Raw genomic sequence first — 15,648 nt, forward strand, 5'->3', positions numbered from 1 at the left:
ATGCTGCCATGGCGCAAAATAACGTGATGCTTTAGGGAGTGTTCGGCTTACTCGTTCTCTTCTCTCAGCTTTTGCCATTCAAGCTGTTGCAACAAATCGCGTGGGCGCGAGCTGTCGACATAACTGTGTTCAGAAGGATTAATCAGGAAGCTGTAGTTACGGGCAAAAGGCACCGCCGACGTAGTCACCGCCACCGGGCCATTAGCCGTCACCACGTGGTAGCCATCAATGTCTGCCCAAGCCCAGGCATCGGTCAGGAACAAACGGCCAAGGCAGGCTTGCAGATCTGCCGAGTAATCGCAGACGATCACTTCACCGATGCAGTTACCGTCAAACATCACTTTGTCGCCGCGCTGCGGGATGGCGTCCGGTTTCCCGGCAATGCTCATCCCCACGATACGGTGGCTGATGCCCTGCTCTACGCGTTCGTTCAAACTTGCCAGGCCGGTGAAAGCGTCTTTGTCGTAACGCACTGCCCACTGCATTTGCAATGCGATCGGGCAGCCGGTGTAGGCATTGAACATGCCAGGTTCCCAGCAAGGGTTTTCCAGGCGCACTTTCCGCTGGTAGTTCAGCCCACCGGTACGCATGTCGTACTTTTCGCCAGCCTCCAGCATCTGGGTCCAAACATCGGCCAGCAGATCCTGTGGCCCCATCAGTTTGTAAGAGTACTCGCCGTGTTTGCCGCTGCGCAGCAGGATCAGATCGTCCTCAACGTGCATATGTTCCTGGTATGGCAAGCCAATCACATCCATCCCATAAACTTCAGCAAGCAGTTCCCAGGCGTACGGCCCTTCAAAGTGCAACATGCCCCACTCTGGCGTCAGCGATTCGATCGAGTCGATTTCCTCAAACTCGTCTTCATTGCCAGCCAGCTTGGCACGCAGCATCTCGCACAGCGTTTCACCGCTGACCCACTCCGACAGCAACAGAAAACGTTCGTCATCACAGGCGATATACAGGTCGGTAATGATATTGCCAGCCTCATCGAGGATCAGACTGTACATGGCTTGCTCATCCCGGATCGATGAAACATCGCCGGAAACCAGCTGGTTAAGCAACGACCAGGCGCTGTCACCGTTGATGGCCGCGATGCCAAAATGGGAGTAGTCGGACAACAGAATGTGTTGACGTACCGCCTTGTGCTCCTCTTCCGCTGCAAAATAACTCAGGGGAATGGCAGCGCCGTTACGCTCCCCCATTACCGCCCCGTGCTGCCGATGAATGTCAGTGAGTTTGGTCATTCCTTGTCCGCTCCTGTTGCTGATCCGTTGGTGGTTTCCCCCTGCTTGGCAATAACAAACGAAGTCAGGGTGTTGACGCTACGCATGTAGGAAGGATCGTCACCTTCTGTCACACGGATGCCGAAGATTTCATCGAGCAACACGACGACCTCGGTGGCATCCACCGAATCCAGCTTCAACCCACTACCAAACAGCGGCGTGTCATCGTCAATCTGACTGACTTTCTGATAGAGGTTCAGGCGTTCTATTAGCCCCGTTTTGATTTTCTCCAGCACAGACTTGCGCTGTTCAATCCTTGCAATAAGCGCGATGTTACTCATAGCGGCATTACTCCCTGTTAGTTAAACGTACATACCTTTGCCTTCAGCCAGAATGCGATCGGTGCGAAAATTGACAATCCGCCCGGCGCACGCCACATTCCGGCCAACCCGCGCCTCCACTTCGTAGTGGTGGAACCCGTTCATATCGGCGAACGCCAGGCGGCTATTGACTTCAATGGTGTCGCCCGGCGCGACCATGCTTTTGTACTTGACGTCCTGAGAGGCCAGCACGCCTAACACGCGCGCCCGCTCGGCTATCACTCGTGCCGTGCCCTCTGGCGTCTGCAGCGCCCGCGATACCTCATCAAATTTCTTCAAGGGTTGCTGGGTTTCTCGTTCATGCAACTGGCAAAAATCGTTCAGCAGACTCAGGTATTCACTAGACTGGCCGAAGATCTCGGCGATCATCACGCCAGGCATTACCGGATTGTCTGGAAAATGCCCCGGAATATAGGATTCATTAAAGGTGACGTGCTTGATCACGGTAATCGACCCTCTTTCTCCCGGTGAAAAGTCCACGATGCGGTCGACCATAAATATCGGTGCACGCCAGGACCCCATTTTCAGCAGCAGATTGGGCTGGACTAAGCTCTTGTTATAATTCGCCATACAACATTCCTGTCGGTTAACGCATCACCAGGCCGCCATCGGCCACCAAGGTCTGACCAACGATATAGCTGGATGCGTCTGAACTTAAGAAAGCCACCACGTTGGCGATCTCGTCGACACGACCAAGACGTTTCAACGGGATAGCGGACATTACGTTGCGCACTATCTGGCGCGGCACCTTTTTCACCATTCTGGATTCAATCATCCCCGGTGCCACGGCATTGACGCGGATCCCCTTCGAGGCCATTTCGCTGGCCAGGGTGCGGGTAAGGCCAATAATGCCGGCCTTGGCGGCGCTGTAATTGCTCTGGCCAAAGCTGGAGGTGATGCCGGATATCGAAGATATATTCACCACCGTTGAATTGCGGGCGTGACGCAATAATGGCAGCAACCGTTTGGTCATGGTAAAGGTGCCATACAGATTGACCTTGATAACCTGATCAAACTCTTCATACGTCAGCGCAGAAAATACGTTGTCTTTGTAGATCCCGGCATTATTAATCAACACATGCACCTCATGAGCCTGTTTCTCAAGCTCATCGGCCAGGCTGGACACCTCGCTGACATCGGCAACATTGCACTGCAGGATATGCAGATTTTCACCCTGCGGATGGGCGGATTTTAATTTTTCCAGACCGCTATTATCGTGATGGTAAATAGCGAATACCTTAGCCTGCTGTTCGAGATACTTCTCACAAATGGCCAAGCCAATATCACCACTGGCGCCGGTGATAACTACATTTTTACCCCCGATATCGGGATAGTGAGACATAGATATTCCCTTACTTTATAATTAACCCAATGCCGCTGCGGCAATGGCATGTGACTGACAATGAGAAATGCTCAGCGTGGCGTGAGTCAATTTTTTCTCCTGCATCAATCTGGCAAATTCACCGCTGAAGAAATAATAAGGGCAGCCCAAATCATCGTGTCTTATTTCGATGTCGTGGAATAGGATCCCCAGGCGGAACCCGGTACCGAGCGCTTTCACCGCCGCCTCTTTGGCCGCCCAGAAGCCAGCCAGTCGTTCGACGTTTTCGGCCAAATCCCCCAGTGCCTGCTGCTCTAGCGGGGTTAACAAACGTTGTGACAGCCTATCGCCACTTCGCATTAACGCGGTGTTTACCCGTGCGATCTCAATAATGTCCACACCAAGATTCATCCTTTCTGACTCCCATCGTCAAATCCATTGAAGCAGCTTCGTGTGAAAGCGACATAATACCAAAATACAATATGGCAACAATGGCAGAACCTATAACGCAATAAAATTGCAATAGGGAATTGTCTGCATTGCTTAACGAGAATGTTATCGCGAAATGTTTAAAACAATCAATAAAGCCTCAGTAAAAAACACCATCAACAAATAAAATAGAACATTATTCTAATTATGAAGTTAAAATGCAGAACAAAAACCCACAACATCATTTTGACTGGTCGGATATGTCATTTTTTTATTATTTAAACGGGATTTATTTTTGCAAGAATAACCCTGCTTGTTAGGAGTATTCAAAATAATAAGGGATTTAATTGAGATTAATTCAAGAAATAACCTATTTTAAAGTATTTTTATCTTTCACCCTATTTAAAAAAATGGCCATTATTAAATTTCCACCCTCTCTGATTTATCTTGGTGATCGGTAAATGCCGAAGGATTTTGCATCATGTCCTTCATGGAGTTGGCGCATGATTTTTAAACAGGAAGCGTTTTCAGACAATAATGCACCGCTGAAATTCAAATTCCGTCTCAAAAAGAGCCACTATCAAGCGAACATCACCTTTGGCAGGCCAGAGCTTCGGGAGACGCAACCTTCCTTTCCGCTTCGCTACTCATTTTTTAATCAATATTCTCTTCGGCATAGCAGGCCAGTCTGTTACTCTGCGACAGTGCTAGAGCCCAGATTCAGCAGCAGAATCGGCCAGACGATGAAAAATACCGTAATCAGGCTGAAATATCAGACTTATCCATGTTAGTTTCGTAGTTTAACAAGTTGAACTGACCATACTCTGCGGTGCAGAATACGCGCAGATGAAATGGAGGTTCGGATGTACCAGATGGGAAATGTCATTAACCAGCAGATGGCGGCGATCTCGCCCCAGGTGCTGACGGTGTTGGAACAAAAGCTGGTAACGGCTAAAGAAAAGATCGCGTTGTGCCTTAACGGTATGGGGGCCTTGATCCTGCAAAAGACCCGCGACTACCTGCATCGCAATGACAACTCCCTCCGTTTCCGCCAGTTGGTCGGGCGCACTCCCCCCTTTGAATTGGGCTTTCTGGATGAAGCTCTGGGCAAATTCAGCCCAGCGTTGCTGACGATGGTGCTTGGCCACAAAGTGAAGCGCCTCACCCAGCTGTTTGTGAGCTTTTATGTGCTGGAAAAACAGGTCGCCGAGCGGCTGTTTTCCGTGGCCTCCGCGGTGGTATTTGGCCTGTTGGGCCAATATCTGCGCCAGCGTTCCCTACAATCACCGTCGTTAAAAGGCTGGCTCGAGTGGCAGTTGCCGCAGATTGCCGCAGCCCAGCCAACGGCGGTACTCAACCAGCTACCTGCTCTTATCCCAGCCGATCCGGCCGTTTCCCGCACCGGATCGCTAGCGCCCCCCAAACGCCGTATCTGGCCGTGGTTAATGCTGGCGCTGCTATTGGTATCGCTGCTGTTCTCACTGCGCGGTTTTAGCGTGTTACAACCCATGCAGGCTAGCGGTCAGAGCGATGTGACCTACCGCAGGTTGGCCGATGGCAAGCAGCTCCTGCTGTCACAGCGTAGCGTCGAGAACCTGCTGATCACCTATATTGAGAGCAATGCCCCCACTAGCGAAAAGCGTTGGTTTACGCTGGATCGCATGCAGTTCGACACCAACCGCACCGAGTTAACCCCAGCATCACAAGAACAGCTGAGGAATATCGTCGATATTCTGCGTGCTTACCCGGATGTGGAGATCCAGTTGGGGGGATATACCGATAAGTCCACCAACGAGCAGATGGACCGGCGTTTATCGCAGGATCGCGCCGATGCGGTACGCATGGCGTTGGTAAAAATGGGGATTGGGGAAAGCCGTATCAGCGCCGAAGGTTACGGCTCGGCTTACCCCTTGGTGCCTAACGATAGCGAAGCCAATCGCGCGAAAAACCGCAGAATCGATCTGCGGGTGGTTGAGAAGTAATTGCCACTCAGCCCTTGGCTACCGCTACCACTTTCAACGGCTGGGCATCCGGCAAGATATTCATATGCTCCAGCACCTGGGCCATAATCTTGCCAAATACCGGCCCCGCCACCGAGCCACCAAAGTGTTTGCCTGCCTTGGGGTTATTGACCATCACCACCAGGGCCACCTGCGGATCGCTGGCCGGTGCCACGCCTGCGGTGTAGTTGATATAACCACCATCGTACTTGCCGTTTGGTCCCATCTTTTCAGCAGTTCCCGTCTTGATTGCCAAGCGATAGCCAGGCACTGCGGCACTGAGGCCGCTCCCCCCAGGCAACGCATCGCTCTCCATCATGTGCACCACGGTTTTTACCACCTCAGCGGACATGACTTGCTGACCCATGACCGGCGGAGTGACTTTAGTGATGGAAAGCGGACGATAAACACCGAATGAACCGATGGTGGCATATTCACGCACCATCTGCAGCGGCGTGACGCGTAAACCGTAGCCAAAGGAGAAGGTGGCTCGTTCAATATCGGCCCAGCGCGCGCGGTGAGCGGGCAGATAGCCACTACTTTCGTTGCCAATCCCCAGATCGGTTGGCCGACCAAGGCCAAAACTGCGATAAACGGCAGGCAACACCGTGGCAGGCAGTGCCAACGCAATATGCGAAACCGCAATATCGCTGGATTTTTGCAGCACGCCGGTAATGGTCAGTTTCGACCAATGGCCCACGTCTTTGATCAGATGGCCGTTCACCGTATAAGGCGTAGTATCCAGCACGGTATCTGGCCGGATCAGCTTGTGATCCAACCCCACCATCACCACCACCGGTTTAACCGTCGAGCCAGGTTCAAAACTGTCGCTGCTGCAGACATTATGTATGTCTTTCACCGGCGTATTGGCGTAGTTGTTGGGGTTGAAAGAGGGATAGCTGGCCATGCCGAGGATCTCACCGGTATTCACCTTCACCAGCACCGCACAGCCGGAGTCGGCCTGGTTGGCGATCACCCCATCGCGGATCTGGGAAAACAGCACGTACTGAATAAATTTGTCGATGCTTAACGTCACGTTCGGTGGCGGCACTGGATCAACGCTTTTGATCACGCCGATAACCGCACCGCTGCCGTCTTTCTGATAGACACGCAGGCCGTTTTTACCCTGCAACAACGGGTTGAAACCCAGCTCAATCCCTTCCAGCCCCTGATTATCCTGCCCCACAATGCCAATCAGCCCGGCGGCGTCTTGCCCCATGGGATAGAAACGGCTGAAGTCCTGCTCGGTGCTAACGCCGGTCAGGTGCAGCTTGCTGATATAGGCCGCATTGTCATCCTCCACCTTGCGGGCCAGATAGACAAAGCGCTTACGGGCGTTGGCCTGGATCAGGTGCTGAACATCAGCAAGCGGCATTTTCAACACGTTGGCCAAACTCTGCCAGCGCTCGGTGCTGGTATCGGTTTGGGTATCGAGGATATGTTTGGGATCCAACACGATATCTTTGGAAGAGACGCTGACCGCCAGCGCCGCATCGTTACGGTCGGTGATCATCGCTCGGTTGGTGGGCACCACCTGGGTACGAATGGAACGCTGGTCAGCCTGGTCGGCCAACTGTTGGTGTTCCAGCAACTGTAAATAACCGACCCGGAACATCAAGAGAAAAAAGCAGACCAAGATGCCTGCGCAAATCCAGCCAAAACGCGCCGTCGAGTAGTTTTTACCGTTTTTCTTGGTTGGAGGAGCCACTGTTAAGCCTACGTTTTTAAACTGATTATTTATCCGCTCAGTCTAACCTGAGTCAGATTGCCAGAAGGTTGCAGTTTGTAAGAAAGTAAAAACAAACGCGTTTAATGTTGCACATCGTCACTGTCTCCAAACAACGTCTGGCTACCGTCGTTATGCCCCGGCGCTGGCACATTGGCCGGGTCGAAAATGTGGTCCAGGATTGCCCTGGCCGTCGGCCCTGCAACTACGCCATCCCCACCGCCGTTTTCCAGAATTAGCGCCATCGCCACCCGCGGGTTTTTATACGGCGCAAACAGGGTGTAGAAAATGTGGTCACGCAGGCGTACCGGGGTCATTTTGGCATTGTAAGTCTGGTTTTCCTTCAGGCTGAAAACCTGTGAAGTCCCCGATTTGGCCGCTATCTGGTAGGGCGCGGTATGGAACAGCTTATACCCGGTGCCGTTAGGCAGGTTCGCCATGCCATACATACCGTTGCGTACGATCCCCCAATATGGCGATTTGGGCTCGCCAATCTGCACGGCCTGCTCTGGTGGCTGGTAGCGTTCGACTTCCCGGCCCTGTTTCATCGAATACAGCAGATGCGGCGTTTTCACCCTGCCGCTGTTGATCAGCGTGGTCAGCGCTTTCACCATCTGGATCGGCGTAGCGACCCAATACCCCTGGCCAATACCCACCGAGATGGTATCACCTTGGTACCACCCTTTTTTATGTACTCGCTGCTTCCATTCCCGGCTCGGCAGCACGCCGCGATATTCCTCGTTCAGATCGATCCCCGTCGCCTTGCCATAACCAAACTGGCTGAGCCACTGATGGATCCGGTCGATCCCCATCTCATAGGCAACCTGATAGAAGAAGGTATCGGCCGACTCCTCGATCGCCTTGGTGACGTTCAGCAGGCCGTGCCCGGTTTTCAACCAGTCGCGATAGCGGCGCTGCGTTCCCGGCAAAGTCCAGGTGGGTGCGCCAAAGAAAGTGGTGGTTGGGGTGATGACACCAGCGAACAGTGCCGATACCGCCATATAAGGTTTTACCGTTGAAGCCGGTGGGTATAACCCCTGCGTCACGCGGTTAATCAGAGGTAAATCCGGGTTGCTGAGCAGCGACTTGTAGGCCTGATAGCCAATACCTCTGACGAACGGGTTGGGATCGTAGCTAGGGCTGGAGACCATCGCCAGAATGCCTCCGTCGCGCGGATCGGCAACCACCACCGCCGCCCGTTGCCCTTTGAGCAAGCCTTCGATGTACTGTTGCAGGTGCAGATCGAGCGTCAGATAAATATCTTTACCCGCCTGGGGCGGTTGTTCCTTCAGCAGGCGAACGATACGCCCGTGGTTATCCACCTCCACTTCCTGATAGCCAGTGGTACCGTGTAGCTGTTTCTCGTAATAGGCTTCCAACCCCTGTTTGCCAATATTGTGGTCGGCCGCATAGTTTTGCGCCTGGCCCTGCTGCTCCAGCTTTTTGACGTCGTTATCATTAATTCGCGAGACATACCCCACCACGTGCGCCAACTGTGCCCCGTAAGGATATTGCCGCTGCTGGTAGGTATCGATGGTCACACCGTCAAAGCGATACTGGTTTACCGCAAAACGAGCCACCTCGGTTTCACTAAGCCCGGTCTTGAGGGTAACGGGCTTATAGCGACTATTGTGGTGCATATCATCACGAAAGGCGGCGATGTCATCCGGCGTCAGATCAACAATGGGCGTCAGGTTTTGCAGCAGCCCTGCCATATCGGCAATCTTGCTGGGGGTCACTTCAATCTGATACAGCTGTATGTTGCGCACCAGCGGGATGCCGTTGCGATCGAAGATCAGGCCACGATGAGGGGCGATGGGCAACATTTTGATGTCGTTCTGATTAGAGCGCGTCTGGTAAAACGCATGCTGTTTGATCTGCAACTGATACAGGTTGAAAACCAGCAAGCCAAAACAGGCGACGACCAGCACCATCGCCACGCAGGCACGGCGAATGAACAACGTTTCTTCGGCGGGATGGTCACGGAAAGGATCTTTTAATTGGGCCATGCGTGGGGTCTTACCTGCCTGACTGATTGCTAAAAAGGGTGCGAAAAGCCGGCAAGCATAGCGTTAATAGCCCTGGCGCCACATTAAAAGGTTGCTAATGATTTGGCATAAATGTTTCAACATATTGGAATGTTGCTGTGATTTGTCAGACAGGCCATAACGACTATTGAGACGCCAATTATTCCAATGCTACAATGTGACGCAGATCACACTAACAACCTAAACCACCGTCTATCCAATGCGCATTCTGCCCCAAGGTCTGATACCTGGAGCCGGCTGCGGCATTTGTAGCAAAGGATCACCTCCGATGAGTACCATAGCCACTGGCTTTATTATGATGCGCTGGGAATTGCTGAGCGCAGTGATGATGTTTCTGGCCAGCCAACTGAATGTGGTGTGCCGTAAGGCCAGCCGTAACGGCATGGCGTTTGTGTTCAGCAGCCTGGGGCTGTTCACTAGCTGCTGGTTTGTGATGGGGCTGATGGGCATGTCCTTCAACCTGGCTGGCATTATGCAGTTCTGGGCGTCATTCAAGGACGTTTTCATTGATGTCATGAGCCAAAACCCGACCGCCTTCCCCCTGCCATAACCACCGTTCCTGGCACCATCCGCCGATGGTGCTGCGCCATAGGTAGCCAGTAGGTTATGGGTTAGCCCGCATCCAGGGCGTTAAAGTCACGCCGACCAGCAAACCTTCCGGGCTTAGCAGACGGGTGACGCTCTGGCCCCACGGCTCCAGACGGTTGGCTACCAGCAGTTGATAGCCCTGATCCAGCAGCGTTTGGGTGGCCTTCGCCATATCTGCCACGTCAAACTCCATCCACGCCTGCGGCACCGGTAAATCTTGTGGCCATTGATCCTGACCAAAGCAGGATTGGGCAGCCTGCGCCAAAGGCCACAGCGCAAAGTGCTTCACGCCGTTCAAGGCATCGTGCTCGGTCAGCAGATAGTCCTCATTCCCTTCCATTGGCTTTAGCGGCAACCCCAGCGCTTGCTGATAAAACGCAGCACTTTGGCTGGTGTTTTGGGTGATCGGGCCAAAACCCGCGACAAAAAGTACCTCAACACCACAAAATGGTTGTTCCATATCCTTTCTCCTCAGGGATTAACGGCTTTGCTGCCGCAGCCATATCGGCGTATGGCCATAGAATGCCTTGAAACGGTGGCTGAAATGGCTGGCCGAGCTAAAGCCGCAATCCAGCGCAATCTGGGTTAGCGGCATCAGCGTGTTGCGCAGTAATTTCTCCGCCTGTTGCAAACGCACCTGCATCACATACTGATGCGGTGCCTGCCCGGTGCTGTGTTTAAACATGCGGGCAAAATGAAACTCACTCAATTCCGCCTGAGCGGCCAGATCGGCCAGCACCAGCGGTTGATCGAGATGGTGATAAATAAACTCTTGTACCCGCTTAAGCACGGCCGGTGCCAGCCCACCACGCACGCTAGGCAGCCGCCATTGCAACTGGGTGTAGCGCTGAAGCATATGCGACATCAACAGCGTGGAGGCGCTGCTCAGTGCCAGCTGGTTGGCGGTGTCTTGCCAATTGTGATTAAGTAAAAACTGGCGATACAGCAACGTGATCTGCGGATCTTCCGCAAACGACAGCGGCTCTACGTTGATGGACGCCGGGCTGCGATCCCAAGTCTGCTCCACCAAATGGCGCAAATGCTGGTCGGTACAATACAGATGAACAAAGGAGAGATTGCTGCGGACATCCCAGGTGGATTCGTAATGACGCGGCATGATGCAAAAACGATCCGGGCCGCCGCCGTTCTGCCACCCCCCGGGCACCTTCTGATAGCACTCATAACCATCCGCCACGTACAGGCTGAGGGTGTGGTGATCGGCACTTTCCTGGGTGATACGGTCGTTGCAGTTGGACCAGGCCGCCAGTTGCACGCCAGAGCCCAGTTGCACGCTGTTGTGCAACCGGGCTTTATGTTGGTGCAGTGTTTCAAATGCCAGGTATGCCATAGCTGCCCTATTCCTGTGATCCAAGCCGTCTCAGTTTAAAGAGTGATGGCGCGGGATACCAGTTGCCACCGGGCGCTTTTAACAAAAAAAGCGCAAGAATATGCAATTGGCCGCAAAAGGCTGAAAGCGTTACGGCGCTGAAAGATGAATACTCCCGTCATCATTCACAGGAGAATTTATGAATACGCTGTTGTATCTTGCCGTGGTGCTGATTTGGGGCACCACCTGGATTGCGATTACCCTGCAACAAGGCACGGTGGCGATCCCCGTTTCGATCGGTTACCGCTTCCTGCTGGCTGCCGCAGTGATGTGGCTGGCCATGCTGGTGCTACGCCGTCTGCGGGCCATTAGCCTGCGGGACCACTTGTTCTGCATGTTGCAGGGCTGCTGTGTGTTTGGCTTTAACTTTTACTGTTTCTACCTGGCGGCGGCCTATATCAGCAGCGGGCTGGAATCGGTGATTTTCTCGATGGCGGTGTTGTTCAACGCGGTTAACAGCATGATTTTCTTCCGCCAACGCCCCAGCCCCAACCTGCTTCCTGCAGCGCTGTTAGGCATGATCGGCATCGTGGCACTGTTTTGGCAGGATCTGATGGCGACCCAGATGGCGCCAGAATTGCTTAAAGGGATCGGGTTAAGCGCCCTGGGCACCTACGGTTTTTCGCTGGGGAATATGCTCAGCACTCGCCACCAACGCCGTGGGCTGGATATGCTTTCCACCAACACCTACGCCATGAGCTACGGCGCACTGCTGATGTTTGCCATCGCACTGGCACAGGGCGCTTCATTGCAGCTCGAATTCACCACTCGCTATCTGGGATCGTTGTTCTATCTGGCGATCTTTGGCTCGGTGATCGCCTTTGCCGCCTATTTCACCCTGTTAGGCCGCATCGGTTCGGGCGCCGCTGCCTACAGCACCTTGCTGTTCCCATTGGTGGCGCTGACAATCTCCACTCTGTATGAGGGTTACCAGTGGCATCTGAATGCGGTGATTGGCCTGTGCCTGATCCTGTTGGGTAACCTGGTGATGTTCTCCAAGCCGGGGATGTTCAATCTATATCGATGGAAACGTGGGTTTCAGTGACGGTATTAAAGATAAGCGTGGAGATACCGTTGCCCACTTAAGATAATCCACAAAAATCATTGAGGTGTGATGTAAACCACCTCAATGATTGCCCCACTATCACGAAAGATTACAGCCCATTGCAGTAGGATTCGTATTGACCTTGTTTACTCATGCATATTAATGGCTTATTAGGTCGACAAATTCCATTCCCGGCTGGCCCACTGGCTTTTGGGTTTCCTGCAGCATCATATAATGCGCCCACGGCAACCCCTGCGGCTAGTCCAATTGCCGGCCCTAATGGGCCAGCCAAACCCGTTCCGAATGCCGTGCCAGCGATTGTGGCTCCGCCAACGGCAACCTCTCTACCTGCTTGTTCCCAGTTTACATTTCCTGCACCTGAAACCAAATTAATTTCATCAAAGCTTAAGACTTTCATTTAAAAACTCCTGTTACTTGATAATAAATAAACATCACGATTGCTATGCCAGTAGAAATAGCCAAGGACTGAAATAACGGAGACGCGTTAAAGCTTCTCGCAATAGAACCTATGGCCACCCCAAGAAAAACACAAAAAAAGATAAATAGAATGTTTTTCATTAACCCCCCTAAAATGTAAGTAATGAACTTTTTTAAAATTACAATATTGATTTCAATAAATCATAAAAACAAGAGAGATTGTTCAGGCATTATAAAAATGCCTGAAGGTGCTAAGGTTTGTGATATAACCTACCAACTCATTTCTCAAATGATGTCATCACAGAATAACCATCCGGAAGTTGATAATGACTATCATTCTAAATTATTTTATCAAGGTCAAGTTATTTTTATTCGACAGTAAATGCCTATTCATCATTCCTATAATTAAAACCGTTAAAGCGATATACTAATTTTATTAGCAACAGTCAAAGTAAGCAGCGAAAAATAAATCGATAGCCATGGTCTAAAACCTTGTCATCCCCGAAGGCTTTTTAGCTGCGCTCAAAATTCAGGCCTGTCGCAGGAAGCTCTCTATGCTCGTTGCCAGGGCAAGCGGTACTTCATTCATTGGGTAATGGCCTGCATTCTCAAGTATTTCCAGTTCAGCCCTTGGATACCATGCAAGGTAGGTAGAACGCATCAGATCCGTATTGAATGTCGGATCATACTCCCCGATCAGCACCTTAACCCTGTGTGGTAAACCCTGTACCTCCGCGCTGAAATCGGTGTTACTCCATGCATTCAAGTAAGCGGCAAAAGCGGCTCTGGACGAACGCTCCATGGAATACTCAGCTTTCCAGTCGATCCACGATCGTGAAAGGCGCTGTCCAGTACTACGATTGATGATGATCCTTCTATTCTCGATGCTATCAGCCGCACCATTAAACAATGCTTGCCCTACAGGGTCGAAAACCACACCGCAGGAAGGAACCGGTGCGACAGGCACTAACATACGCACGCGCTCAGGAGCCAAAGTCGCTACACGTTCAATTGCCATTCCGCCCATCGAGTGGCCTACCAAGCTAAACGTGTCGAATCCAAGCTCATCAGCAAGGGATAAGGTATCCATCGCAATTTCATCCATGCTATAAGTGCCAGTTGCGGAGCTCATGCTCCCGTATCCACGGTAGTTCATAAAGATATAAGTAAATTCGTCGCGGCTAAGGGCGTCCTCCATTGGCGTGAAAGCATGACAATCGCCAAACCACCCGTGAAGAACGATGACAGGATGCGGACCACTACCTACTCGGTGAAACGTGTTGGACATATCGACTCCTAATAAACTGAATGTGCCAGATGATTTCGTTACCGTGGCCATTGTAGGATCCGCAGTACCAGCTCGCTTTCAATATTGAGTCAATTATTATAGAGTTTGGGCCATGCGTAATACGTTACTCGACCCCTACGAAGACATCCCACGAATTGCCGTAGTCACCGCAAATGACTACCCGGCGTCTTCGACTTTTCCCTCCCATACACATCGTCGCAGCCAGTTTGCCTATGCCGCCTCTGGGACGATCAGCGTGTTCACGGCGCGCGAAAACTTGGTTGTTCCACCACAGCGGGCATGCTGGATACCTGCCGGCATCGACCATGAGATGCATATGCGTGGCCCTGTCACCATGTTGAACGCATTTTTTACCCCGGACGCTGCCCGTGCCGCAGGACTACCCGATGACTGTCGGGTCATTGGAGTGTCCCCCCTGCTACAAAACCTGTTAGTACAGGCAGTGGATTTGCCAGCACTCTATGACCTGAATAATAGAGAAGGCAAGATTATGTCTCTGTTGCTTGATGAAATTGCCACTATGCCGTCGCTGTTGCTAAATACTCCGTTGCCCGACGAGCCTCGTTTAGCCAGACTGTGCCGTCAACTGATTGAAAATCCCTCGCTTTCTATCGATATCAACAAAATGGCTACTGAAGCAGGCATGAGTCGGCGCACTTTCACCAGAGTGTTCCGAGCTCAAACTGGGGTGAGTTTTAGCGAGTGGCGCCAACAAGCCTGTTTGCTGGCGGCTATCACCCGCCTCAACAATGGGGAATCGGTTACTCGCGTTGCGCTGGACCTTGGCTATGGGAGTTCAAGTGCCTTCACTGCACTATTCCGTCGGGTACTTGGCGTGCCACCCAGCCTATACCTTGAGAAATAGCGAAAAATCAAAGGGGTAATATTGCTGGATAGATAGGAGCACCGTACCGTGCCCCTAGTGACTCCGGTGACTGAATTTCTGCACTGATATTGTCACTTCATTCCGCTTGGGCAAGTATCCGCGACGTCGTTAAGCCCTTCGGTTTGACGCTCGAATCGGATCTTGTTGACGGGTGCATCGTGGTTAATGGTCAGAACATAGATACCGTCAAAATCACTCCCCGGCCATTTGGCCGCCAGTTGGGGATCGCCCCCTTCGGCGGTGATAATATTTTTTACCACCTGCACTAGGTTGTGATGTTCCCAAGAAACATACACCACGGCATTGCGGAAACGATCGTCCAGCAGAGCCGTCTGCAAATCAGCGATGTCATCGGCGTGATACTGGATATTCACCGGCAGCGAAAGCCGAATGGCCGTTGGGGTGATGGTGGTCAATGCCCGCATGGAGCTGCCCAGCTTATTTTTCTTGGGGCCAGCGGCATAAATGGCCTCCGGCTTACCGAAGCGGGAGATCAAGACCTCCGGCAGTGCCAAGGCGCGGTTAAAACCTTTGCAGGTCAGTTGACCACTATTGTTGTCTGGCTTCTCGCCGTGGCGAACGAAAACCAGGGTTTGCTCACTCCAGGCGGCCCCTGCCACGCAGGACAACAGTAACGCCAATACGCCATTTTTAAACGCTTGCTTCATGGTACTTTCCACCAAAATTTGCTCTTAAGAATGCCGCCAGCTAAGGCCGCGTGCTTGCAGGTTATGACTGATGAATTATTTGCATAGGTGTATGCATATTTGGCTACCTTATCATTGAATTGGCCCTGTAATACACTTCCCTCTGTCGGCCATAAGCACTTCGGCCACCCTTTTTGGTTGCTTCCTGAAAGCAGGCGTAA

At 52.2% G+C, this 15,648-nt stretch carries 16 protein-coding genes; 4 read left to right on the forward strand and 12 right to left on the reverse strand.

Features of this window, described 5'->3' with window-relative positions:
* Positions 1-47: 47 nt before the first annotated feature.
* From WN53_RS21315 to acpS, 5 genes are read right to left on the reverse strand one after another with little or no spacing between them, the layout of a single operon-like run.
* The gene (locus WN53_RS21315) at positions 48-1,244 is read right to left on the reverse strand and encodes an aminomethyl transferase family protein (RefSeq protein WP_024486295.1); all 1,197 of its coding nucleotides are present in this window, start codon (positions 1,242-1,244) and stop codon (positions 48-50) included.
* A complete protein-coding gene (locus tag WN53_RS21320; protein ID WP_024486294.1) occupies positions 1,241-1,564 on the reverse strand; it encodes an acyl carrier protein in 324 nt (107 codons plus the stop codon). The genes WN53_RS21315 and WN53_RS21320 overlap by 4 nt, the downstream gene beginning before the upstream one ends.
* 21 nt (positions 1,565-1,585) lie before the next feature.
* A complete protein-coding gene (locus WN53_RS21325) occupies positions 1,586-2,173 on the reverse strand; it encodes a 3-hydroxyacyl-ACP dehydratase FabZ family protein (RefSeq protein ID WP_024486293.1) in 588 nt (195 codons plus the stop codon).
* 16 nt (positions 2,174-2,189) lie between these two features.
* A complete protein-coding gene (locus WN53_RS21330; protein WP_024486292.1) occupies positions 2,190-2,945 on the reverse strand; it encodes an SDR family oxidoreductase in 756 nt (251 codons plus the stop codon).
* A 21-nt stretch (positions 2,946-2,966) separates the two neighbouring features.
* Entirely contained in the window at positions 2,967-3,335 is a 369-nt protein-coding gene (acpS, locus tag WN53_RS21335) for a holo-ACP synthase (protein WP_024486291.1), read from the reverse strand.
* Positions 3,336-4,216: 881 nt separating this feature from the next.
* Between acpS and WN53_RS26920 the strand changes: the two genes are divergently transcribed.
* Entirely contained in the window at positions 4,217-5,335 is a 1,119-nt protein-coding gene (locus WN53_RS26920; RefSeq protein WP_052754327.1) for an OmpA family protein, read from the forward strand.
* Between the two features lie 7 nt (positions 5,336-5,342).
* Here the strand turns inward: WN53_RS26920 and WN53_RS21350 are convergent, their stop codons facing one another.
* Both WN53_RS21350 and mrdA read right to left on the reverse strand, forming a co-directional pair.
* Positions 5,343-7,061, reverse strand: a complete 1,719-nt coding sequence (locus tag WN53_RS21350) for a penicillin-binding transpeptidase domain-containing protein (protein WP_046808264.1) — start codon at positions 7,059-7,061, stop codon at positions 5,343-5,345.
* Between the two features lie 101 nt (positions 7,062-7,162).
* The gene (gene mrdA, locus WN53_RS21355) at positions 7,163-9,088 is read right to left on the reverse strand and encodes a penicillin-binding protein 2 (RefSeq protein WP_046808265.1); all 1,926 of its coding nucleotides are present in this window, start codon (positions 9,086-9,088) and stop codon (positions 7,163-7,165) included.
* A gap of 307 nt (positions 9,089-9,395) precedes the next feature.
* Between mrdA and WN53_RS21360 the strand changes: the two genes are divergently transcribed.
* Entirely contained in the window at positions 9,396-9,677 is a 282-nt protein-coding gene (locus tag WN53_RS21360; protein WP_024487094.1) for a YjcB family protein, read from the forward strand.
* Positions 9,678-9,731: 54 nt separating this feature from the next.
* Here WN53_RS21360 and WN53_RS21365 read toward each other — a convergent pair whose 3' ends face one another.
* Both WN53_RS21365 and WN53_RS21370 read right to left on the reverse strand, forming a co-directional pair.
* The gene (locus tag WN53_RS21365) at positions 9,732-10,175 is read right to left on the reverse strand and encodes a VOC family protein (protein WP_024487095.1); all 444 of its coding nucleotides are present in this window, start codon (positions 10,173-10,175) and stop codon (positions 9,732-9,734) included.
* A gap of 18 nt (positions 10,176-10,193) precedes the next feature.
* Entirely contained in the window at positions 10,194-11,063 is an 870-nt protein-coding gene (locus tag WN53_RS21370; protein ID WP_046808266.1) for a helix-turn-helix domain-containing protein, read from the reverse strand.
* 178 nt (positions 11,064-11,241) lie between these two features.
* On the opposite strand from WN53_RS21370, the gene WN53_RS21375 reads away from it, so the two are divergent.
* Positions 11,242-12,147, forward strand: a complete 906-nt coding sequence (locus WN53_RS21375) for a DMT family transporter (RefSeq protein WP_024486666.1) — start codon at positions 11,242-11,244, stop codon at positions 12,145-12,147.
* A gap of 109 nt (positions 12,148-12,256) precedes the next feature.
* Here WN53_RS21375 and WN53_RS21380 read toward each other — a convergent pair whose 3' ends face one another.
* Together WN53_RS21380 and WN53_RS21385 are read right to left on the reverse strand one after the other, a co-directional pair.
* Positions 12,257-12,565 carry a colicin V family bacteriocin gene (locus WN53_RS21380; RefSeq protein ID WP_024486665.1) on the reverse strand — a complete coding sequence of 103 codons (309 nt, stop codon included), beginning with the start codon at positions 12,563-12,565 and terminating at the stop codon, positions 12,257-12,259.
* A gap of 549 nt (positions 12,566-13,114) precedes the next feature.
* On the reverse strand, positions 13,115-13,924 hold the full coding sequence (locus WN53_RS21385) for an alpha/beta fold hydrolase (protein ID WP_200865481.1): 810 nt from the start codon (positions 13,922-13,924) through the stop codon (positions 13,115-13,117).
* A gap of 61 nt (positions 13,925-13,985) precedes the next feature.
* Here WN53_RS21385 and WN53_RS21390 point away from each other — a divergent pair, with 61 nt between their 5' ends.
* Positions 13,986-14,759, forward strand: coding sequence for an AraC family transcriptional regulator (locus tag WN53_RS21390; RefSeq protein ID WP_024486663.1), 774 nt, complete (start codon positions 13,986-13,988; stop codon positions 14,757-14,759).
* A 92-nt stretch (positions 14,760-14,851) separates the two neighbouring features.
* On the opposite strand, the gene WN53_RS21395 is transcribed toward WN53_RS21390, so the two are convergent.
* A complete protein-coding gene (locus WN53_RS21395; protein ID WP_024486662.1) occupies positions 14,852-15,448 on the reverse strand; it encodes a histidine phosphatase family protein in 597 nt (198 codons plus the stop codon).
* Between the last annotated feature and the right edge of the window lie 200 nt (positions 15,449-15,648).

It is taken from the genome of Serratia fonticola, from assembly GCF_001006005.1.
Classification (GTDB): domain Bacteria; phylum Pseudomonadota; class Gammaproteobacteria; order Enterobacterales; family Enterobacteriaceae; genus Chania; species Chania fonticola.